Source organism: Amorphus coralli DSM 19760, from assembly GCF_000374525.1.
GTDB lineage: Bacteria > Pseudomonadota > Alphaproteobacteria > Rhizobiales > Amorphaceae > Amorphus > Amorphus coralli.
This window is the reverse complement of record NZ_KB894573.1, coordinates 240,465-260,346: the sequence shown is the minus strand read 5'-3', so window position 1 is coordinate 260,346 and position 19,882 is coordinate 240,465. Positions and strand designations below refer to the sequence as shown.

Below are 19,882 nucleotides of genomic sequence, written 5' to 3'. Positions count from 1 at the left end.
CTATTCTGGACCCCGTGCGGGGCCTGCTGGTGGCATATGGGGCCGGCGCCGCCGCGCGAACTGCGGCGCCTGCCCGGATCAGGAGGAGGAAGCCTCGGTGCCGCCCTCCGGTTCTCCCCCGCCGAGCTTTTTCGACAGGCAGGAGAAGAAGTCGTCGGCATATTTCTTGGCCGTCGAATCGACCAGGCGCGAGCCGAGCTGGGCGAGCTTGCCGCCGATCTGGGCGGTGACCTCGTAGCTCAGGCGGGTGCCGCCCTCCACCTCTTCCAGGGAGACGTCGGCCCCCCCTTTCGCAAACCCCGCGATACCGCCCTTGCCCTCGCCGGAAATGGTGTAGCTCGACGGCGGGTTGAGGTTGCTGAGCGTGACATTGCCCTTGAAGGTGGCCTTGACCGGTCCGACCTTGGCCTGGACGACGGCCGACATCTCGGTGTCGGACTCCTTGTCCAGCGACTTGCACCCGGTGATGCACTCCTTGAGGACCTCGGGATCGTTGAGGGCCTCCCAGACCGTTTCACGGCTGGCGGGGATCACATATTCCCCCTTCATTTCCATGGATTGTTCTCTCCTCGCTTGCCGCCCGGACAGCGGCGGCCCGTCGGCATCCGGCGGGCGCCGGTCCCGTGGCGGAACGGCGCAACCTTGCAACTTCCCCCGCGAAGGGGCAACCGGCTCGAGGCCGCGATTTCCGGCGGCCGTGGATGATGCCGAGACCCGGTGCGCAAGCCGCCCGCGGGTGCTATGAGGAGCCGATGTCCGCGATCCCAGCCTCGTCCGATCCCAACGCCCGCGCCGCCAGCGCGTCTCCGTCCGCCGTCCCGGCCGGCCTCTCGGTTCTCGTGAGCGAGGGCTGGGCCGACTATGCGCTTCTCGATTCCGGAGGCGGCGAGAAGCTGGAGCGCTACGGCCGATTCACGGTGGTCCGCCCGGAGCCGCAGGCGATGTGGGCGAAGCGCCTCGACGCATCGGTCTGGGAGGCGGCCGACGCCGTCTTCACCGGTGCCCAGGACGACGAGGGTCCGGGGCGCTGGCGCACGACGCGCGCCGTGCCGGAAACCTGGAAGATGCGGTACGACGCGGCGACCTTTCACGGGCGCCTGACCAATTTCCGCCACCTCGGCGTCTTTCCCGAACAGCGCGCCCACTGGGACTGGATGGCAGAGCGGGTGAAGGCATCGGGCCGGTCCGACTTCAAGGTCCTGAACCTGTTCGGCTACACCGGCGTGGCCTCGCTGGTGCTGGCTGCCGCCGGCGCCGCCGTGACCCATGTGGATGCCTCCAAGAAGGCGATCGGCTGGGCGCGGGACAACCAGGCGCTCTCGGGTCTGGAGGACCGGCCGATCCGCTGGATCTGCGAAGACGCGGCGAAGTTCGTGGCGCGCGAGGCTCGGCGCGGCAACGTGTACGACGGTGTCCTGCTGGACCCGCCGAAGTTCGGCCGTGGCCCCAAGGGGGAAACCTGGCAGGTGTTCGAGAGCCTGCCGCCGCTGCTTGACGATCTGCGCAAGATCGTGTCCGACCAGGCCGGCTTCGTGGTGCTGACCGCTTACGCAATCCGGGCATCCGCACTGGCCGCACACGGCCTGATGGCGCAGACCTTCGACGGGCTCGGCGGCGAGATCGAAAGCGGGGACCTGGCCATTCTGCAGGAGGGCGGCGGTCGCCTGCTGCCGACGTCGCTTTTTTCGAGGTGGTCGCGATGAGCACGGGGAGGCCGCGCGCCGGCGCCATCAAGGACGTCACCAGCGCCGCCAACCCGGTGGTCAAGGAGATCCGCGCGCTCACCCAGCGCAAGCATCGCGCCGAAACGGGCCTGTTCCTGGCGGAAGGGCTGAAGCTGGTCGCCGACGCGCTGGAGGCCGACTGGCCGGTGCGCACGGTCGTGCTCAACGCCGATTTCGAGACCCAGCCGATGGCCGCCCAGGTGGCGGCGACGGCGCGGGCGCGGGGGGCGCTGATCGTCAAGGCGAACCAGTCGGTGATGGCGCGGCTGACGCGGCGGGAGAACCCTCAGGCGGTGATCGGCGTCTTCCGGCAGCGTTTCGCGGGCCTGGATGCCGTGGCGGCCAATCCCGGGCCAGTCTGGGTCGGGCTGGAAGACATCCGGGATCCCGGCAATCTCGGCACGATCGTCCGCACCGTCGATTCGGTGGCCGGCGCGGGCATCGTCCTGATCGGCGACACCACCGACCCGTTCGGGCTGGAGGCCGTGCGGGCCACGATGGGGTCGATCTTCCACGTGCCGGTGGTCCGGGTGACCCGGGCAGCGTTCCTCGACTGGCGGCCGGCGTTTCCCGGGCAGGTGATCGGAGCGCATCTCGCGGGTGCCGTGGACTATCGGACAGTGAAGACGGACCAGCCAATCCTGCTCCTCATGGGAACGGAGCAGCGCGGCCTGACCGACGAGCTGTCCGCCGCGTGCGACCAGCTCGCCAAGATCCCCATGGCCGGCCGGGCGGACTCGCTCAATCTCGCCGTATCCACCGGCGTGATGCTCTACGAACTCGGTCGCGAGCGGCTCTCACTTTGAGAAGCGGTTTGCCGCCCACCCGGAGCCGGTGAGCGAAGCGAACTCGGCGTGAGAGGTATCCTTTAGCCGCCAATCGCGGCCGGAAAACCGGTTCCCACTTTTCCTGGGATTTGGTTGATCAGCCCGCGACCGCGGGCCGGCCGGTCAGGCCGCCCATCCGGAGCCGGTGAGCGAAGCGAATTCGGCGCGAGGGGTATCCTTTAGCCGCAAATCGCGACCGGAAAACCGCAAGGGCACTTTTCCTGCGATTTGCTCTAGCTCGCGTGGCGGCTGGCGTCGGCGCCGTAATAGTTGATGTAGCGGCTGGAAATGCTGGACACCGGCAGCACCATCAGCACGTCCGTGGTGTTGAACTGGTGGTCCACCACCGCGCCGTCACCAACGAAGGCGCCGAGCCGCAGGTAGCCCTTGATGAGCGGTGGCAGGGCATGCAGGGCCGCGCGGGAATCCACCGCTTCCTTCGGCATCCGGTTCATGTCCGTGTAGCGCTCGGGAAGCGCCTTCACCTGCCACTCCTCCGGCGCCTGGCAGTTGTGGTGCAGGAAGGAGAGGGCGGTGGCCATGCGCTCCGGATCGGTGCCTTCCAGGCTGGCGCAGCCGACCATGACGTCGATGTTGTGCATGAGCACGTACGACCAGACGCCGTGCCACAAGAGCTCCACGGTGCGCTTGTTGCGGTAGGGCTTCAGCACACAGGAGCGACCGAGTTCGAGAAAGCGCAGGCCCGGATGCCGGTCGATGACCGGTTGGATGTCGAACTCGTCCGACGTGTAGAACCCGCCGTTCAGGTCGGCGATGTCCTGGCGCAGCAGCCGGTAGGTGCCGACCACGCGCGGCTTGCGTCGGCGGAACGCCTTCTGCGGGGCCTCGTGGTCGAGAACCAGCATGTGATCGCAGAAGGGGTCGTAGGCATCCATGTCCCGGCGCGTTGCAAGGACGTTGATGTCCGGTATCGCGCCCATCTCCTCGTAGAACACCTGGTAGCGGATGTTCTGCGCCTTGCGCACCTCTGCAGCGGAACGCGCCAGGCGGACCTCAAGCGGGCCGAGCTGTCCGAGGGTGGGAGAGAACCGGTCACGCGGGGCAAAGCGGCCATTGGCGAACCGCATGCCCGGGATCCAGCGCGCCGGACGCCCGTACGGACGATCGGCAGGAACAGAGCGTCTCATGGAAGACTTTGGTGTCATTCGCCTTTTGGCCGGCCCGTCTGGCCCCTTACGATCCGTTCTCGATCCACCGCACACAGCGGAAGCGGTACGAATTCCAGCCGATACGGGAGCGGGTCCGGCGCGTAGCCTGAGCGTCCGTCCCACCCGCTTCGTTTCTTGATCCCGACCATACTTTTCCCGGCAGGTCGTGACAATCGGCACCCGTTAAATTGTGCCTTTCGTGAGGCCGCGCAATGGGCTGTCGCCTATTCGGCGAGAATGGTCTCGATCAGCGCCATCGCCTCCGCAACGCTTTTCCAGCGCACTTCGGCACGGCCGACCTCGCCGAATCGGCAGGCGCGATGCAGCGTCGGACGGCCCGTCCGCGCGGCGGCGAAATGGACGAGGCCGACCGGTTTCTCGGCGGTTCCGCCGCCCGGTCCGGCCACTCCGGAAATCGAAACGGTCACGTCGGCCTTGGAACGGGCCAGCGCCCCCTTGGCCATGGCCCGCACCACCGCTTCGCTGACCGCGCCTTCCTGCTCGATCATGTCCAGCGGAACGCCGAGAAGCTCGCGCTTGGCGGCGTTGGAATAGGTCACGAAGCCGCGATCCACCACGTCGGAGGATCCGGCGATCTGCGTCAGCGTCGCGGCGACGAGCCCGCCGGTGCACGACTCGGCGGTGGCGATCATCACGCCGCGATCGCGGCAGAGCTGCAGCAGGCCGGTGGCCTGGTCGAGCAGGAAATCGGGGAGCATGAAGCCTCCTGTCTCAGCCGGCCGAGCCGGCGGGAAGGGAGAGGGTCGCCGTGGCGGTCGCCGCGATGCCCTCGCGGCGGCCGGTGAAGCCGAGCGTCTCGCTGGTGGTGGCCTTCACCGCGACCCGGTCGGGCGCAAGGCCGGTGATCTCGGCAATGCGGTTGCGTATGGCGTCGCGGTGCGGGCCGATCTTGGGGCGCTCGCAGACAATGGTCAGGTCCAGATGCACGATGCGCCCGCCGCGCGCTGCGACCCGGTCCACTGCGAAGGCCAGGAACGCATCGGATGCCGCCCCCTTCCAGCGCGCCTCGGTCGGCGGGAAATGCGAGCCGATGTCGCCGTCCGCCAACGCACCGAAAATGGCATCGGTGAGGGCGTGCAGGCCGACGTCGGCGTCGGAGTGACCGAGCAGCGCCTGGTCGTGGGGGATTTCGATGCCCCCGATCATGACGGCGTTGCCCGGTCCGAACCGGTGCACATCGTAGCCGGAGCCGACACGGGTCTCCATCGCCGACGGGGCCGCGGAGCGCAGCGCCCGCTCTGCGTCCGCGATGTCCGCAGCGGTGGTGATCTTCCGGTTCATGGGGTCTCCTTCCACTGCCGCGACGCGAAGCTCCGCCCATTCCGCAATGCTGGCGTCGTCGGTGAAGCGATCCGGATCACTGGCGGCCGCGGCGCGGTGGGCCCGAAGCAGGGGGGCGAAGCGGAACGCCTGGGGCGTCTGTACCGCCCATAGACCGTTGCGGGGCACCGTTTCGCTGACGAGGCCATCCGGCCCCACGCGCTTGACCGTGTCGGTAACGGGGAGGGCTGGGATGGCGCCGTCGCTGGTGTCGAGCGCGGCGAGCAGGCGGTCGATGACGGCAGCCGTGACGAAGGGGCGCACGCCGTCATGGATGAGCACCACATCCGGCGCGGTCCCGGCCAGGGCCTCGAGGCCGAGACGCACGGACGCCTGGCGCGACGCGCCGCCGGGGACAGGCGCGCCCAGACGGTCGTCGGCCGGGGCGGCGGCTTCGTAGAGATCGAGATCGTCGGGATGGATGACGCAGCGAACGCTGGTCACCCGTGGATCGCGGAGCACAGCATCCAGCGTGCGCGTCAGGATCGGCGTGCCGGCCAGCAGCCGGTACTGCTTGGGCAGCGGGGAGGCTGGATCGGCGGCGCGCACGCCCCGACCGGCCGCCACCACGAGGACGGCGACCTGAAAACCGCCTTCTTTGTCGTTGTTCACCTGTCGCCTTCCATCCGCTCTTGGCTTGCACCCTGCGGTCAATCGTTTAGTTGCAGAGCGCCATCGGCGGCAAGGCGTGGAGCTGCTTGCTGTCGTCACGGAAATGGCTACATTGTAGGCAACGCAGCGTTTTGCGTAGAGAGTAGGCATGCCGGATCCAACCTCCCAGCCGGCCCTGCGGATCGATCGTCTCGCCGTGCCCAACAGGGTGCTGCTCGCCCCGATGTCGGGCATCAGCGATCTTCCGTTCCGCCGGCTTGCCCACGAATTGGGCGCGGGACTTGTCTTTTCCGAGATGGTGGCGGGCGACCGGCTCCTGATCGGTGACGTCGAAGCCACCGTGAAAGCCGACTGCGCCGACATGTCGCCGCGGGCGGTTCAGCTCGCCGGCTGCCGTGCGCCGTTCCTTGCAGAGGCCGCGCGGATGGTCGAGGCCAACGGCGCCGATCTGATTGACATCAACATGGGCTGCCCGGCCAAGAAGGTCACTGGCGGTCTCGCGGGCTCCGCGCTGATGCGTGATCTCGACCATGCGGTCTCGCTGATCCGCGCGGTGGTGGCGGCCGTCTCGGTTCCCGTGACGGTGAAGATGCGGCTTGGCTGGGATCACGAGACCATCAATGCACCCGAGCTCGCCCGCCGGGCCGAGGCGGAGGGCGTGAAGCTGGTCACGGTCCATGGCCGCACGCGCCAGCAGTTCTACAAAGGGCGTGCCGACTGGAGTGCCATCCGCCCGATCGTCGATGCCGTGTCGATCCCCGTCGTTGCCAACGGCGATTGTGCGAGCGCCGCGGATGCCCGCGCCATGCTGGCCCAGTCCGGTGCGGACGCCGTGATGGTGGGCCGAGCGGCAACCGGCCGGCCCTGGCTTCCCGGCGCCATCGCACGGGCGCTGGACGAAGGGCTGGACGAGGCACCGACGCCGCCGGCCCGGGAGATCGGCCGCATCGCCTGCGCGCACTTTGCGGCTTGCGTCGAGCACTACGGCCCGGATGTCGGCGTGCGCACCGCGCGCAAGCATCTCGCGGCCGTGATCGATCATTGCGTGGCAACCGGCTGTGCGACGGACCGGCCGCAGCTGCGCCGGGCGATCCTGACAGAATGCGATCCAGAGGCCGTCCTGCGCCTCCTGATACTGTGGTTCGAGGAGATCGAGATGGAGCAAGCGGCATGAGCGTGGCGCGGCCGTTTTTGTCCGAAGCCATGCTCGATGCGCTGCCGCATCCGGTGGTGCTCCTCGACAAGGACGATCACATCCAGGCCGCCAACAGCGCGGCCGAGGCCTTCTTCCAGGCCAGCCTGCCTGTGTTGAAGCGGACGAAGCTGGCCGACCTCGTTCCGTTCGGAAGCCCGCTGTTGGCACTTCTCATGCAGGTGCGCACCCGTGGCGCGGCGGTTGCCGAGTACCGCGTCGACCTGTCCTCGCCGCGCCTCGGCGCCGACCGGGTGGTCGACATCTACGCGTCGCCGGCGGCAGAGGACGAGGAAGTCGTGGTGATGCTTCAGGAACGCACAATGGCCGACAAGATGGATCGGCAGCTGACCTCGCGGGGGGCTGCACGAACCGTCACCGGTCTGGCGGCGATGCTGGCGCACGAGATCAAGAATCCTCTGTCGGGCATCCGTGGCGCCGCCCAATTGCTGGAATCCGGTCTCAGCGAGGACGACCGGCAGCTGTCACGCCTGATCACCGACGAGACCGACCGGATCGTCAAGCTGGTCGACCGGATGGAGGTGTTCAGCGACGAGCGCCCGATCGAGCGCGAGCCGGTCAACATCCACGCGGTGCTGGAGCATGTTAAGCGCCTTGCGCAGTCTGGATTTTCCCGCGCCATCAAGATCCACGAGGAATACGATCCGTCGCTGCCGCCGGTGTATGCGAACCGCGATCAGCTCATTCAGGTCTTTCTCAACCTCGTGAAGAACGCCACGGAAGCCATCGGCGAGGATCCGGACGGCGAGATCGTGCTGTCCACGGCGTTCCGCCCCGGCATCCGGCTGTCGGTTCCGGGGACCAGCGATCGGGTCAGCCTGCCGCTGGAATTCTGCGTGCGCGACAGCGGGCCGGGCGTGCCGGACGACATCCTTCCGCACCTGTTCGATCCCTTCATCACGACCAAGACGAACGGCTCCGGTCTGGGTCTCGCGCTGGTTGCCAAGATCATCGGCGACCACGGTGGCGTCATCGAATGCGACACCGGCAGCGGCGGCACCACCTTCCGGATCCTGATGCCGGCCTTCATCGAAGTCAGAGGCCCGCAGTCCGGCCTGGCCACGGAGCAATAATGTCGCACGGAACCATCCTCGTCGCCGACGACGACGCAGCGATCCGCACGGTCCTCAACCAGGCGCTGTCCCGGGTGGGCTACGATGTCCGGCTCACGTCGAACGCCGCAACCCTCTGGAACTGGGTCAGCCAGGGCCAGGGCGATCTGGTGATCACCGACGTGGTGATGCCCGACGAGAACGCCTTCGACCTGATCCCCCGCATCAAACGGATCCGTCCGGACCTGCCCATCGTCGTGATGAGCGCCCAGAACACGTTCATGACGGCCATCAAGGCCTCGGAGCGCGGTGCTTACGAATATCTGCCCAAGCCCTTCGATCTGAAGGAGCTGACCTCCATCATCGGCCGGGCCCTGTCGGAGCCGAAGGAAACGCGGGAGAGCCCGCAGCCCGACGAGAGTGGCGAGAAAATCCCGCTGGTCGGCCGCTCGCCGGCGATGCAGGACATCTACCGTGTGCTGGCGCGCCTGATGCAGACCGACCTGTCGGTGATGATCGTCGGCGAGTCCGGCACCGGCAAGGAACTCGTGGCCCGCGCGCTCCACGATTACGGCAAGCGGCGCAAGGGCCCGTTCGTTGCCATCAACATGGCGGCGATCCCGAAGGATCTCATCGAGGCGGAACTGTTCGGCCACGAAAAGGGTGCCTTTACCGGTGCCGCAACCCGCCAGGCCGGCCGCTTCGAACAGGCCGAGGGCGGCACTCTGTTCCTCGACGAAATCGGCGACATGCCGATGGAGGCGCAGACGCGGCTCCTGCGGGTGCTGCAGCAGGGTGAGTACACCACCGTCGGCGGCCGCACGCCCATCAAGACCAATGTGCGCATCGTTGCCGCCACCCACCGCGATCTGCGCCAGCTGATCCGCCAGGGGCTGTTCCGCGAGGATCTCTTCTTCCGCCTGAACGTGGTGCCGATCCGGATTCCGCCGCTGCGCGAGCGCCGCGAGGATATTCCCGACCTGGTGCGCCATTTCTTCGTCGAGGTGGAGAAGGAGGGCCTGGCGGCCAAGCGGCTGGAAAATGATGCGCTGGAGCGTCTGCAGGCCTATCGCTGGCCGGGCAACGTGCGCGAACTCGAGAACCTGGTCCGCCGGCTCGCCGCGCTCTACCCGCAGGAGGTGATCACCACCGCGCTGGTGGAGCACGAGCTGGACCAGGCCGAGGCTGCGCCCCCCGTCGATCACGAGGCCCCGGAGCCGCGCGAGGACGAAACGCTGCCGCTGTCGGTGGAGCGGCATCTGAACACCTATTTCAGCAGCTTCGGCAACCAGCTGCCGCCGCCCGGACTCTACCACCGCATCATTCGCGACGTGGAGTATCCGCTGATCTCCGCCGCGCTCGCGGCGACGCGGGGCAACCAGATCAAGGCGGCCGAACTTCTGGGCGTGAACCGCAACACCCTGCGCAAGAAGATCCGCGACCTGGATATCCAGCTGATCCGCTGGAACCGGTAAGCAATCCCGGGAAAAGTGCTCTTGCGGTTTTCCGTCCGCGATTGCGGGGAAAGCGATTTGGTGCGCTCCCACCGAATGCGCTTCATCGATCGGCTGCGGGTCGGCGCAGGCTCGAGCCTCAGCGCATCCCGAGCAGCGCCGGCATGATCACCGGGCCCTGGCCGCAGGAAATGCCGCGGGTGTAGCAGAGCACCTTGTCGGACAGGAACGAGGGCGTCCCGTGAAAGGCCACGGCGGACGCCGCGATCGGGCCGACCATCACGGCAGCCATCAGGGCACCAGCGGAAACAGCCTGGATCAGGGTGCGGGTCATTGAGGTTACTCCGGTTTCGATTGCCGCGGCGGCTTGGCGCGCCGTGTTGATCGCAACCCTGGCGGAGTCGGGCTGAACCGTGCCTGAGGGGTCCGTTTAGGCAGCGTTCAGAATGATGACCGGTCTCGTTAACCCTTTGGCTGTGGGGGTGTATTCGCAATACAATGCGCCCGGCGAACGGGCGTGCGCCGGGCGTTGGATATCAGCTGTCAGGGGACGATGGCGGTGCGGGGATCGCCTACTGCCGCATGCCGTGAAGGCTGGCCAACATGCGCGATTCCGCGCACTCCGCACCGGTCATGCCGCAGGGCATGCGCTGGGAAATGACGCCCGGGTTGCCGCTGAGCCTGGCGGTGCTGGCAAACAGCACGACCGGACCGACGGCGATGACGGCGAGAACGGCGGACCCAATGACCGCCTGAAGGGCAATGCGGATCATCGTGACGACTCCTGTTTTCTTGTCCGGCCCGGCCTGCGGATCAATGTCCGCAGTCCGGTTGCCGGTGCGGGTCGGGGCCCGCTCCGTTTCCGGAATCCTAGGGGAGAGGTCTTAAGGGAAGCTGAATCCGGTTCCGCCAATCCGGCGGGCCGCGGGGCGAACCGCTCGTCGTGCCGTCAAAACCAAGACTTGACGAAGCCGCCGCGATGGAGGATCACGATCCCCATGAAGACGAGCACCGCTGCGACCATTCTCTGCGGGATCATTATTAACAGCTAGCGCTTGCTGGCTGTGGCCGTCTTCTTCTGCCCAAATGGACAATCGGAAGAGATCGCGGACCCGGCCGGCGACGGAGGGATCTGGGCATGGCGCGTGACATCACGCTGCGGCTCTACAACACGCTGACCCGGACGAAGGAGGTCTTCCAGCCTCTCGATCCGGCGAATGTGCGCATGTATGTGTGCGGCCCGACGGTCTACGATCGCGCCCACATCGGAAATGCGCGCCCGGCGATCGTCTTCGACGTCCTGTTCCGGCTCCTGAGGCTGGTCTACGGCGAGGCCGCGGTCACCTATGTCCGCAACATCACGGACGTGGACGACAAGATCAACGCGCGCGCCGCCGAGCGCGGCATCTCCATCCGCGAGCTGACCGAGACGACGCTGGCCGATTATTGCGAGGACGTCGCGGGGCTCCAGTGCCTGCCGCCGACGCATCAGCCGCGTGCCACCGAGCATATCGACGACATGAAGGCGATGATCGAGGGCCTGGTCGAGGCCGGCCACGCCTATGTCGCCGAGGGGCATGTGCTCTTCAACGTGCCGTCGCTGGCCGACTATGGCGGCCTTTCGGGGCGGCCGATGAAGGAGATGATCGCCGGCGCGCGCGTCGAGGTGGCGCCTTACAAGAAGGATCCGGCCGACTTCGTGCTCTGGAAGCCGTCGTCGGAAGGCGAGCCCGGCTGGCCGAGCCCGTGCGGTATCGAGGGCATGGGTCGTCCCGGCTGGCACATCGAGTGCTCCGCGATGGCCGACCGGTTCCTCTGGGAGGCGCTGGAGGACCGGCTGAGCGAGGCTGCCCGCGAGCACCCCCACCAGTTCGACATCCATGGTGGTGGCATCGACCTGGTCTTTCCGCACCATGAGAACGAGGTCGCGCAGTCGCGCGCCTGCTTCCATTCGGACCGGATGGCGTCGGTGTGGATGCACAACGGATTCCTCCAGGTGGAGGGCGAGAAGATGTCGAAATCGCTCGGCAACTTCATCACCATCCGCGATCTGTTGAGCACCGATGCGTTCGGCGGCCGCACGTGGCCGGGCGAGGTGCTCCGCCTCGCCATGCTGGGTACCGACTACCGCCAGCCGATCGACTGGACCGTGCGCGCGCTGGAGGAGGCGGAAGCGAACCTTCTGCGCTGGAAGCGGCGCATTGGCGACGATGTCTCGGAGGGGACGCCGGACGCGCAGGTCGTGGCGGCGCTCGCCGACGATCTCAACACGCCGAAGGCGATCGCCCGCCTGCACGAGATTGCCAAGTCGATCGGCGACGACAGTCGGCGGGATCGCGATGCGGCGCGGACGCTGTCGGCCTCGCTCCTGTTGCTGGGCTTCGATCTTGGATTCGCGGCTGCGGCCCAAGAGGCCCCGCCGGTCCCGGAAGCGGAGATCGCCGAGATGATCGAGGCGCGCGCCGCGGCCCGCGGTGCGCGCGACTTCGCCGAGGCCGACCGCATTCGCGACAGCCTCGCCGAACGGGGTATTCTTCTGAAGGACGGCAAGGACCCCGAGACGGGCCAGCCGAAGACGACCTGGGAGGTCGCGCGATGACCGAGAAAGAGACGCTCACCCTCTTTGACACCACGCTCAGGGACGGGGCCCAGACCCACGGCCTGAACTTCTCGCTGGAAGAGAAGATTGCGGTGGTAGACATCCTGGAAGAGCTCGGCGTCGATTATATCGAGGGCGGCTATCCCGGCGCGAACCCCACCGATACGGCCTTCTTCAACAGCCCGCGCACGACCCGCGCGCGCTTTACCGCCTTCGGCATGACGAAGCGCGCGGGGCGGTCGGTCTCCAACGACCCGGGCCTGTCCGGGCTGATCAACTCGGCTTCGGATTCCATCTGCTTCGTGGCCAAGGCGTGGGACTACCACGTGCGCGTCGCGCTCGGCATCAGCCTGGACGAGAACCTCGACGGCATCGCCGAGTCCGTCGGGGCGACGCTTGCCGCCGGCAAGGAGGCGCTGGTCGATTGCGAACACTTCTTCGACGGCTATGCCGCCGATCCCGAGTTCGCGGTGGCCTGCGTGGAAACCGCCTACCGGGCCGGCGCGCGCTGGGTGATCCTGTGCGACACCAACGGCGGCACCATGCCGGAGACGATCGAGAGCGTCGTGCGCACGGTGGCCGAGCGGGTTCCGGGCAGCCATCTCGGCATCCACGCCCATAACGACACCGGGCACGCGGTGGCCAACTCGCTGGCCGCGGTGCGTGGCGGCGTGCGCCAGATCCAGGGCACGCTGAACGGCATCGGCGAGCGCTGCGGCAACGCGAACCTGATAACCCTGATCCCGACCTTGAAGCTCAAGGCGTCCTACAGGGATCTGTTCGAGATCGGCGTGAGCGATGACGCGCTGGCGGACATTACGCTCCTGTCGCGGCGTTTCGACGAGCTGCTCAACCGCTCGCCGGACGTCCACGCGCCCTATGTCGGGGCGGCCGCCTTCACCACGAAAGCTGGCATCCATGCTTCGGCAATCCTGAAGGAGCCGGAGACCTACGAGCACATCCCGCCGGAGCAGGTGGGCAACCGCCGCCGGGTTCTGGTGTCCGACCAGGCGGGCAAGTCCAACCTCCTGTCGGAGCTGGAGCGGCTCGGGATCACCGTCGCATCGGACGATCCGCGCCTCGATACGCTGCTCGCCCAGGTCAAGGAGCGGGAGGCGCAGGGCTACTCCTATGAGGCGGCGGACGCCTCGTTCGAGATGCTGGCACTGCGCGCGCTCGGCTCCGTGCCGGAGTTCTTCGACGTGGAATCGTTCCGCGTCATGGTGGAGCGCCGCCACAACGCCATCGGCGAACTGGTGACGATCTCCGAGGCCGTGGTGAAGATCCACGTCGGTGGCCAGACGGTGATGTCGGTGGCGGAAGGCAACGGTCCGATCAATGCGCTGGACCTGGCGCTGCGCAAGGATCTCGGCCCCTACCAGGAGGCGATCGCGGACCTGGAACTCATCGACTTCAAGGTCCGTGTACTGAACGGCTCGACCGCGGCGATCACCCGGGTGCTGATCGAGAGCGGCGATTCCCGGGGCACCCGCTGGTTCACGATCGGTGTGTCGCCGAACATCGTCGACGCCTCGTTCCAGGCGCTGACGGATTCCATCACCTATCGGCTGATGAAGATGGGCGAGGAGCTGCGCGTCGCGGCTGAGTAGGGCGCGAAAGGGGGCCGTCCGTCACCAGGTTCCGGCCGGCCCGCTCCCGCTTCGTGCGGATCCGTGTCAGAGCTTTTCGATGGTCTCGCGGTCGCCCTGCAGCTCGTCGCGCGCGGCAAGCGCCTCGCGCAGGCGGGGTACCACGTCCGCGATCCGATCGGCGGTCACGAAGGTGACGTCCAGGCCGGGGCGCAGGAACGCCTCGTCGCGCATGTGATCGAGGAGCACCGTCAGCGGATCCCAGAAGCCCTCGATATTCGCGAGGAGGATCGGTTTCTCGTGCTGGCCGAGCTGCGACCAGGTCATCATCTCGACGACCTCTTCCAGCGTGCCGATGCCGCCGGGAAGCGCCACGAACGCGTCGGCGCGCTCGAACATGATGCGCTTGCGCTCGTGCATGTCGGCCGTTGTGATCAACTCGGTGACGTCCGCGAGCATGACCTCGCGGTCCTTCAGGAACTGCGGGATGACCCCGGTCACGCGGCCGCCCGCGCTGAGGACGGAGTGGGCGACCGTGCCCATCAGACCGATCGATCCACCGCCGTAGACGAGCTCGAGCCCCGCGGCGGCGAGTGCGCCCCCGAGCTCGGCCGCAGCGGCCTCGTAGGCGGGATTCCTGCCATGGCCGGAGCCGCAATAGACGCAAACACGCTTCAATTCTGTCATGGCTGTCGATGTGGCAGGCGGGTTGCAGACCGTCAAGAACGACTGCGCGGGGCGGGCGATTTCCGACCGTGCAGTTGTTCGCCCAGGGTTTCGGCGCTAATAGGCGGGAAACTCTGACAGTTCCGAGCTTGTTCCGCACCGTGTGCGGGTCGAACCTGTCAACGAACCTTGCGCCGATTCGTGTTTGACGGTGCTGGCGCGCAACATGAAAGTCGGTGGCGGACCGCATTCCGTGCGCCGCCGGAGCAAGACAGCCATGAATTCACGTTCGAGCGGCGGCGCGATTCTGTTTCTTCTGATCGTGCTGGGTATCGGCCTCTATGTTGCCTTCCAGCCAGAGGCGCCGGCGCCCTCCGCCACGCAGACGGCCACACCGACCGGGGCCGGCAACGGCGCCCCCGAAGCTGGAACGGATGTTGCCAGTGCGAGCGAGACCGATACCGAAACGGAGACGGCGGGCCTCGCCCCATCCGGGCCGGGCGACGACGCGACGGATGCGCCTGCAGCTGGAGACGAAACGCCCGCGACCACTGACGGTCAGTCGGAGAACGGCACGGCCGCTGCAGCGCGCGCCGACAGCACGGGATCGGACGAAGCCGGCACCCGGACCGCGAGCGAACCGGAGCCGGTCGAGAAGACCGTCACGACCATCGAGCTTCAGACGCCGAGCTACGACATCGTGCGTGTGGAGCCGTCGGGCGAGGCGGTCATTGCCGGCCGCGCCAGCCCCGGTGCGACGATCGTCCTGGAGGCCAATGGCACCGTGATCGGCCAGACCACGGCCAATGCCAACGGCGAGTGGGTCATCGTGCTGGAGGAGCCGCTCAAGCCGGGGAACTACGACATCGCGGTTCGCGCCAGCCACGAACAGGCCGAGCAGGAGAAGGCGTCCGTGGAACGCCTTGCAGTGTCCATCCCGCACGACAAGAGCGCGACGCCGCTTGTCGCGGTCACCCGCCCCAACGCGCCCGACACGATCATCCAGAAGCCTGAGCCGGCTGCGAGCCAGGTCGCGTCTGCAGACACCGCGGGCTCGGACGATGCCACGCAGTCGAGCGAAGACCGGCCCGCCGGTGACGAGGGCAGTACCCCGGCGGGCAATACCGTATCGTCTGACGGTGGCGAGGTCTCCGGCTCCGAGGAGACGGTGATCGGCACGCTGAAGGTGCGCGAGGAGACGCTGACAGAGCCGGCTGTGGACGAAGCCGCTGCGCCGAGCGGCGGAACCGACGCCGTGCCGTCTGCGGACGATGACGCCGATGCTGCGCAGTCGGCGAGCGAGCCCTCGGGCACGGTGCAGGCAGCGGATCAGCCCGACTCCGACCGCACCGGAACGCAAAGCGAAGCGGTTGTCGCGTCCGCCGATGCATCCGGTCGGGACGCAGGCGCGGCGCCCGCGTCGATGCTGCCGGTGAGCATCGAGAGCGCTGAAGCGGATACGGGGCATTTTCGGGTGAGCGGTACCAGCGAACCCGGCACGGACGTGTGGGTCTATCTCGGTGGCGAGTTCGTTGGCGAGGCGACCGCCGGCAATGACGGGCGCTGGCAGTTCGAGGCCGAAATGGCATTCGAGCGCGGCGAATCGAACATCAGGGCCGACCAGGTCACCGATGCGAAGGGATCGGTCGCGGCGCGCGCTGAGGTGCCGTTCGGATATCGGCCGGCCCCGGAGAAAACGGTGGCCAGTGCTCAACCGGAAGCCAGCGCCGAGCCGGACGCCGCCCCCGAAGTCGAGGTGGTTGGCGAGACCGAGGAGGGCGTCCGGGTTCTCATCCGGCGTGGCGACAATCTGTGGACCGTGGCCCACCATTTCTACGGCGACGGCTTCAACTATACCTCGATCTACCAGGCCAACGGCGGACAGATCCGCGATCCGCACCTGATCTATCCGGGCCAGGTGTTCACCCTGCCGGGCCTGACCAAGAAGGACGTGACCGGCGAGGCCGAGCGCCGCGCGCTCTAGGTCCCGTGTTCCCGAGGTCCGCGCCAGCCGGGCCTGAGGGGCTGAACCCTGCGCCGGTGTCAGGTCTCCGACCGGGACAACCTGACACCGTCATGTGCAATCGAACCGATGTCGGATGCCGTCCGACGGCGCAACGCGCGAACGCGTCCGCTGACCGTCCGCAACGGGCATCATCGGGTATCGGATTGTCGGGGGGTTGGAGGCGACGGCCGGAATCGAACCGGCGTACACGGATTTGCAGTCCGCTGCGTAACCACTCCGCCACGTCGCCACTCGGCTGGGATAGGTATTGAAGCCCAATCACTTGCGCAAGCCCAATCCGGCATCATCCAGAATTTTCTGAACTCAGATCCGCGCTTTTTTCTGAACTCTGTTCACGGGCGGTTCTCTCCGCGGCCGTCCCGAGGTCGCCTTTCCGGCGGCGTAATCGGCGTCTCGGTGAGCCATCCGCTTCATGGTCGGAGCGAGGGCCTTCTCCAGCGATCGCTTCATGTAGCCGCGGTAGGCGGTCTTCGTCTTGTGGCCCGAGAGCGCCATGCCCTGGCCGTCGGTCAGGCCGGCCTCTTCCAGCTCGTTCAGGCCGCCGTGGCGGCAGGCATCGAGGCTGAACTCCGGCAGGCCGGCTCTGTCGGCAATGCCGCGCACGATGTGTGCGAACCTGGATCCTTGATACTGCTGCCCCTGTGGACCGAGGATCATCGACACGCCGCGCCTTGGCAACTGCTGCAGCACCGCTTCTGCGTCGGCATAGAAGAGCACCTGCTCGCCCGTCTCCGGGTCTTCCGCCTCCAGCGGGTGCCAGACGAACGCTCCATTCTTGTGGTGCTCAATCCTCAGAGCGTTCGGCCAATCGCGATTGCGATAATCTCCCCACCTGATCTTTCCCCCAACGACGTTCTCCGGCCGCTGCAGCCACTCGAAACAGATCACGGCTGCCGCAGCACACTCCGGCCGTCCTTCGGCTATCGCCGCTTCGGCGAAGCGGTAGACGGTGTCGCGGTCGACCGCCGTCTTCTCGACCCTGACATGCTTTTCCTTGGCCACGCCGAGCCAGGGGGCTGAGTGTTTCTCGCGCCCCAACATTTCAGGGTAATACTGCCGGAGCCGCTCCCAGACCGGCGTGAGATAGCGGATGGCCTTGTTTGCCTGGGGCACCGACCACTCGTCGATCAGCCGATCATAGAGCCTCTGGGCGGCCGCGACGGTGATGGTGTCCACGCGGATTTCACCTACCTTGCCCTTCCCGCTCTTCGTCGGCAGTTCGCAGAGGCGCCGGAATAAGCGGACATAGTCGGGCCGGGAGCGCTCGGACACCTTCCGCGTGAAGACCTTGTGCTCGAGATAGACCGTCATCAGCAACCACCGGAGCGTGCCGTAGCGCGGGCCGGCGGCGGCGTTGCGTTCGGTGCGGTCGGACAGCCAAGCCGCGAAGATGGTGTTGTGCGGCTCGGCCGCTGCATCCAGTTCGTGCTGTGACAGGTTGGTGCCGAGAGCAACGGTCGTGAAAGGGAACGGCTCCCCGGCTGCCTCGGCGAACTTTTTGTACTTGCTCGGCGGCACCCAATAGAAGGACATGCCGTGTTTGAGGGTTTTCGCCTGCACGTAGGGCGGTTTGTTGACGGGCACGTTTACAGCGCGTCCTCTGCGTCCAGGGTGCCTTCCTCCCACCGACGATCCTCCACCGTCTGCTGCTGCTGACCCCCGAAGACTAGAACGATCTTGGCATCTGGGTCGATCTCGGCACGATCAAGGGGGATGCCAGCATCGCTCACGCTGCGAAGCGCGCGCTTGAGGGCGACCTGGCTGAAACGAGCGCCAACACGGCTCATAGCTACCTCGCAGTCTCGCTTGCACCGGGGGGCGGCTGGAACGCGGCGGCCGAGCCGCACTCAGGACGCTGAAAGAGTTTCCCGGGCGCGCACTTGCCTCGCCAGCCGCAACCGCGGCATTCGACATTCAGGCGTTTTGACGTGTTCTTCATCACGCGCCCTCGACCTTGTGGAGGTTCACCAGCGCGCGGATCTCAAGGTCCGCAGCCAGGGTGGCGTCCACGAGCTCTCGGCTGGTCCGGCCGGCTGCACTGGAAGGAGGATGGACGGTGCCGTCACGGCTCTCGCGCACGGAGCCAGGGCACACTCCCTGAGCTCGGCAGCGTGATCGTCTGAGGGGCGGGCGCCCTTCGGCAGCATCGCGCGCCACTTCCTCGGTGACGGGGCCGTTGGCGTGCCGGTAGGGCCATTCTATTGCTCGGATGAATATGGAAAGCTGCTTCGGCGCGACTGCCTCCTCAGCCAAACTCGGGGAGATCGCCAAGGAAGTCAGGCCGCTTGCGGAGGCAGGATCGGCAGTCGGCGCATCGGCCGCAGCGATACTGGTTCTGGTTGTCTTTTGAATCCCGTGGAGGTTCACCTCCGGAGCGCCATCACGTTCCGTCCATCTTTCTTCCAGCGACATCACAGCAGGCATGGCAGCTTCTCTGGTGCGGCGGCAAGGTAAGGCAACTATAGTCGCGGTACATTCGCTGATGCAGATTGTGTATCAAAAATAGTGCGGAATACTTTTCGCGTGGGTTTCAGGACCTGCGGTGGTGATCAGCGATACGCATGAGGGCATCAAAGCGGCCACGGTGCGGGTGCTGTCCACCACCTGGCAACGCTGCCGGGTGCATTTCCAGCGCAATGCCCTGACCCATGCCGGCAAGAGCAGCCGTAGGGCCGTCTTGGCCTTCATAGCCACGGCCTTTGCGCAGCCGGACTAAGCCGCGGCCAAGACCCAGTGGCGATTGGTGGCGGACCAGATGCGGACCAAGCTGCCAAAGCTGGCCACGCTCATGGACACCGCCGAGGAGGACGTGCTGGATTACATGACTTTCCCCGCCCAGCACCGCGCGAAGTTGCACTCGACGAATCCGATCAAACGTCTGAATGGCGAGATCAAGCGCCGGACTGATGTCGTTGGGATCTTCCCCAATGAGGCCTCGATCCGGAGATTGGTGGGGGCGATCCTGATGGAGCAGACAGAGGAACGGACAGTTCAGCGCGGCCGCTACATGACGCTGGAAACGTTCGCCCCAGTCTGCGACGATGACATGGTCAGCCTGCCTGCCGCGCAGCGCGACTGGCCAAATCGGCCCGCATCAGAGCCCGAGGCCCGACGTCAGCTACACCACAGCTGGGACAGCATCGATCTTACCCGATCGCTTCGAGAGGAGCGGGCCGTCCCATAATCGCGCCGGAGACGCCCCGGGAATCCCTTTTGTCAACACGGCCTAGACAAAGATCGGCCTGAACAACAAAGACTACAACGATCAGGGCGCTTTCGACGCCGCGAACAACCGGTTCGTGGCCCCGGTCGATGGCACCTACCTCTTCGGCGTAACGCTGCTCTACAAGGTCAACGCCAGCACGACGGCGCGCATGCGGGGGCGGCTCGTACTGAACGGCACGACCGAAATCCGCGGCTCCCTCGGCGAAACTTCGGCCACCCATGTCTCGCTCGCCATCGCGATCTGGCTGCAGGCCATGGTGCCGCTGACTGCGGGCGATACCGTCGAGCTGCAGGGCTATTTCCGCGTCGCCGACGGCTACTTCGCCGCCGATCACACGTCCTTTTGGGGCACCAAGATCGGGTGAGTGCGCGTCCAAGTTATGGG

Annotated in this window: 19 protein-coding genes, 1 tRNA gene and 1 pseudogene; 10 read left to right on the top strand and 11 right to left on the bottom strand. The window is 66.8% G+C overall.

Going from position 1 to position 19,882, the window contains the following annotated elements; genetic code table 11:
• Window positions 1-78 precede the first annotated feature (78 nt).
• Window positions 79-555 (bottom strand): SRPBCC family protein, encoded by a 477-nt coding sequence (locus tag C507_RS0111965; RefSeq protein WP_018699939.1) that lies wholly within the window; start codon window positions 553-555, stop codon window positions 79-81.
• 197 nt (window positions 556-752) lie between these two features.
• Between C507_RS0111965 and C507_RS0111960 the strand changes: the two genes are divergently transcribed.
• Both C507_RS0111960 and C507_RS0111955 read left to right on the top strand, forming a co-directional pair.
• Entirely contained in the window at window positions 753-1,703 is a 951-nt protein-coding gene (locus C507_RS0111960; RefSeq protein ID WP_018699938.1) for a class I SAM-dependent methyltransferase, read from the top strand.
• Window positions 1,700-2,530 carry a TrmH family RNA methyltransferase gene (locus C507_RS0111955; protein WP_018699937.1) on the top strand — a complete coding sequence of 277 codons (831 nt, stop codon included), beginning with the start codon at window positions 1,700-1,702 and terminating at the stop codon, window positions 2,528-2,530. The genes C507_RS0111960 and C507_RS0111955 overlap by 4 nt, the downstream gene beginning before the upstream one ends.
• 254 nt (window positions 2,531-2,784) lie before the next feature.
• Here the strand turns inward: C507_RS0111955 and olsB are convergent, their stop codons facing one another.
• The 3 genes from olsB to C507_RS0111940 all read right to left on the bottom strand — a co-directional run bounded on the left by olsB (window position 2,785) and on the right by C507_RS0111940 (window position 5,673).
• Window positions 2,785-3,639 carry a l-ornithine N(alpha)-acyltransferase gene (gene olsB, locus C507_RS0111950; protein WP_018699936.1) on the bottom strand — a complete coding sequence of 285 codons (855 nt, stop codon included), beginning with the start codon at window positions 3,637-3,639 and terminating at the stop codon, window positions 2,785-2,787.
• Window positions 3,640-3,944: 305 nt separating this feature from the next.
• A complete protein-coding gene (locus tag C507_RS0111945) occupies window positions 3,945-4,439 on the bottom strand; it encodes a CinA family protein (RefSeq protein WP_018699935.1) in 495 nt (164 codons plus the stop codon).
• Between the two features lie 13 nt (window positions 4,440-4,452).
• A complete protein-coding gene (locus C507_RS0111940) occupies window positions 4,453-5,673 on the bottom strand; it encodes a bifunctional 2-C-methyl-D-erythritol 4-phosphate cytidylyltransferase/2-C-methyl-D-erythritol 2,4-cyclodiphosphate synthase (protein ID WP_018699934.1) in 1,221 nt (406 codons plus the stop codon).
• Between the two features lie 148 nt (window positions 5,674-5,821).
• On the opposite strand from C507_RS0111940, the gene dusB reads away from it, so the two are divergent.
• From dusB to ntrC, 3 genes are read left to right on the top strand one after another with little or no spacing between them, the layout of a single operon-like run.
• Complete coding sequence (dusB, locus tag C507_RS0111935; protein WP_018699933.1) at window positions 5,822-6,847, top strand: tRNA dihydrouridine synthase DusB; 1,026 nt, start codon at window positions 5,822-5,824, stop codon at window positions 6,845-6,847.
• Window positions 6,844-7,959, top strand: coding sequence for a two-component system sensor histidine kinase NtrB (locus C507_RS0111930; RefSeq protein ID WP_018699932.1), 1,116 nt, complete (start codon window positions 6,844-6,846; stop codon window positions 7,957-7,959). The genes dusB and C507_RS0111930 overlap by 4 nt, the downstream gene beginning before the upstream one ends.
• The gene (gene ntrC, locus C507_RS0111925; RefSeq protein WP_018699931.1) at window positions 7,959-9,413 is read left to right on the top strand and encodes a nitrogen regulation protein NR(I); all 1,455 of its coding nucleotides are present in this window, start codon (window positions 7,959-7,961) and stop codon (window positions 9,411-9,413) included. The genes C507_RS0111930 and ntrC overlap by 1 nt, the downstream gene beginning before the upstream one ends.
• 118 nt (window positions 9,414-9,531) lie before the next feature.
• On the opposite strand, the gene C507_RS0111920 is transcribed toward ntrC, so the two are convergent.
• Both C507_RS0111920 and C507_RS0111915 read right to left on the bottom strand, forming a co-directional pair.
• Window positions 9,532-9,726 (bottom strand): hypothetical protein, encoded by a 195-nt coding sequence (locus C507_RS0111920; RefSeq protein WP_018699930.1) that lies wholly within the window; start codon window positions 9,724-9,726, stop codon window positions 9,532-9,534.
• Between the two features lie 238 nt (window positions 9,727-9,964).
• Window positions 9,965-10,165: a hypothetical protein gene (locus C507_RS0111915; RefSeq protein ID WP_018699929.1), complete on the bottom strand. Its 201-nt coding sequence runs from the start codon at window positions 10,163-10,165 to the stop codon at window positions 9,965-9,967.
• Between the two features lie 365 nt (window positions 10,166-10,530).
• Between C507_RS0111915 and cysS the strand changes: the two genes are divergently transcribed.
• Complete coding sequence (cysS, locus tag C507_RS0111905) at window positions 10,531-11,991, top strand: cysteine--tRNA ligase (RefSeq protein WP_018699927.1); 1,461 nt, start codon at window positions 10,531-10,533, stop codon at window positions 11,989-11,991.
• Window positions 11,988-13,601 carry a citramalate synthase gene (gene cimA / locus C507_RS0111900; protein ID WP_018699926.1) on the top strand — a complete coding sequence of 538 codons (1,614 nt, stop codon included), beginning with the start codon at window positions 11,988-11,990 and terminating at the stop codon, window positions 13,599-13,601. The genes cysS and cimA overlap by 4 nt, the downstream gene beginning before the upstream one ends.
• A 66-nt stretch (window positions 13,602-13,667) precedes the next feature.
• On the opposite strand, the gene C507_RS0111895 is transcribed toward cimA, so the two are convergent.
• Window positions 13,668-14,267, bottom strand: coding sequence for an LOG family protein (locus C507_RS0111895; RefSeq protein WP_018699925.1), 600 nt, complete (start codon window positions 14,265-14,267; stop codon window positions 13,668-13,670).
• Between the two features lie 256 nt (window positions 14,268-14,523).
• Between C507_RS0111895 and C507_RS0111890 the strand changes: the two genes are divergently transcribed.
• Window positions 14,524-16,230 carry a LysM peptidoglycan-binding domain-containing protein gene (locus tag C507_RS0111890; protein ID WP_156829275.1) on the top strand — a complete coding sequence of 569 codons (1,707 nt, stop codon included), beginning with the start codon at window positions 14,524-14,526 and terminating at the stop codon, window positions 16,228-16,230.
• Between the two features lie 197 nt (window positions 16,231-16,427).
• On the opposite strand, the gene C507_RS0111885 is transcribed toward C507_RS0111890, so the two are convergent.
• The 4 genes from C507_RS0111885 to C507_RS23090 form a co-directional block, all read right to left on the bottom strand.
• Window positions 16,428-16,501, bottom strand: a tRNA-Cys gene (locus C507_RS0111885).
• 74 nt (window positions 16,502-16,575) lie between these two features.
• Complete coding sequence (locus C507_RS0111880) at window positions 16,576-17,856, bottom strand: hypothetical protein (protein ID WP_018699923.1); 1,281 nt, start codon at window positions 17,854-17,856, stop codon at window positions 16,576-16,578.
• 2 nt (window positions 17,857-17,858) lie between these two features.
• Entirely contained in the window at window positions 17,859-18,059 is a 201-nt protein-coding gene (locus C507_RS0111875) for a hypothetical protein (protein WP_018699922.1), read from the bottom strand.
• 151 nt (window positions 18,060-18,210) lie between these two features.
• A complete protein-coding gene (locus C507_RS23090; protein WP_018699921.1) occupies window positions 18,211-18,351 on the bottom strand; it encodes a hypothetical protein in 141 nt (46 codons plus the stop codon).
• A gap of 448 nt (window positions 18,352-18,799) precedes the next feature.
• Here C507_RS23090 and C507_RS21170 point away from each other — a divergent pair.
• Window positions 18,800-19,348: pseudogene (locus C507_RS21170) on the top strand (transposase); the annotation flags it as partial.
• Window positions 19,349-19,508: 160 nt separating this feature from the next.
• A complete protein-coding gene (locus C507_RS0111860; protein WP_210162133.1) occupies window positions 19,509-19,862 on the top strand; it encodes a C1q-like domain-containing protein in 354 nt (117 codons plus the stop codon).
• Window positions 19,863-19,882: the final 20 nt, after the last annotated feature.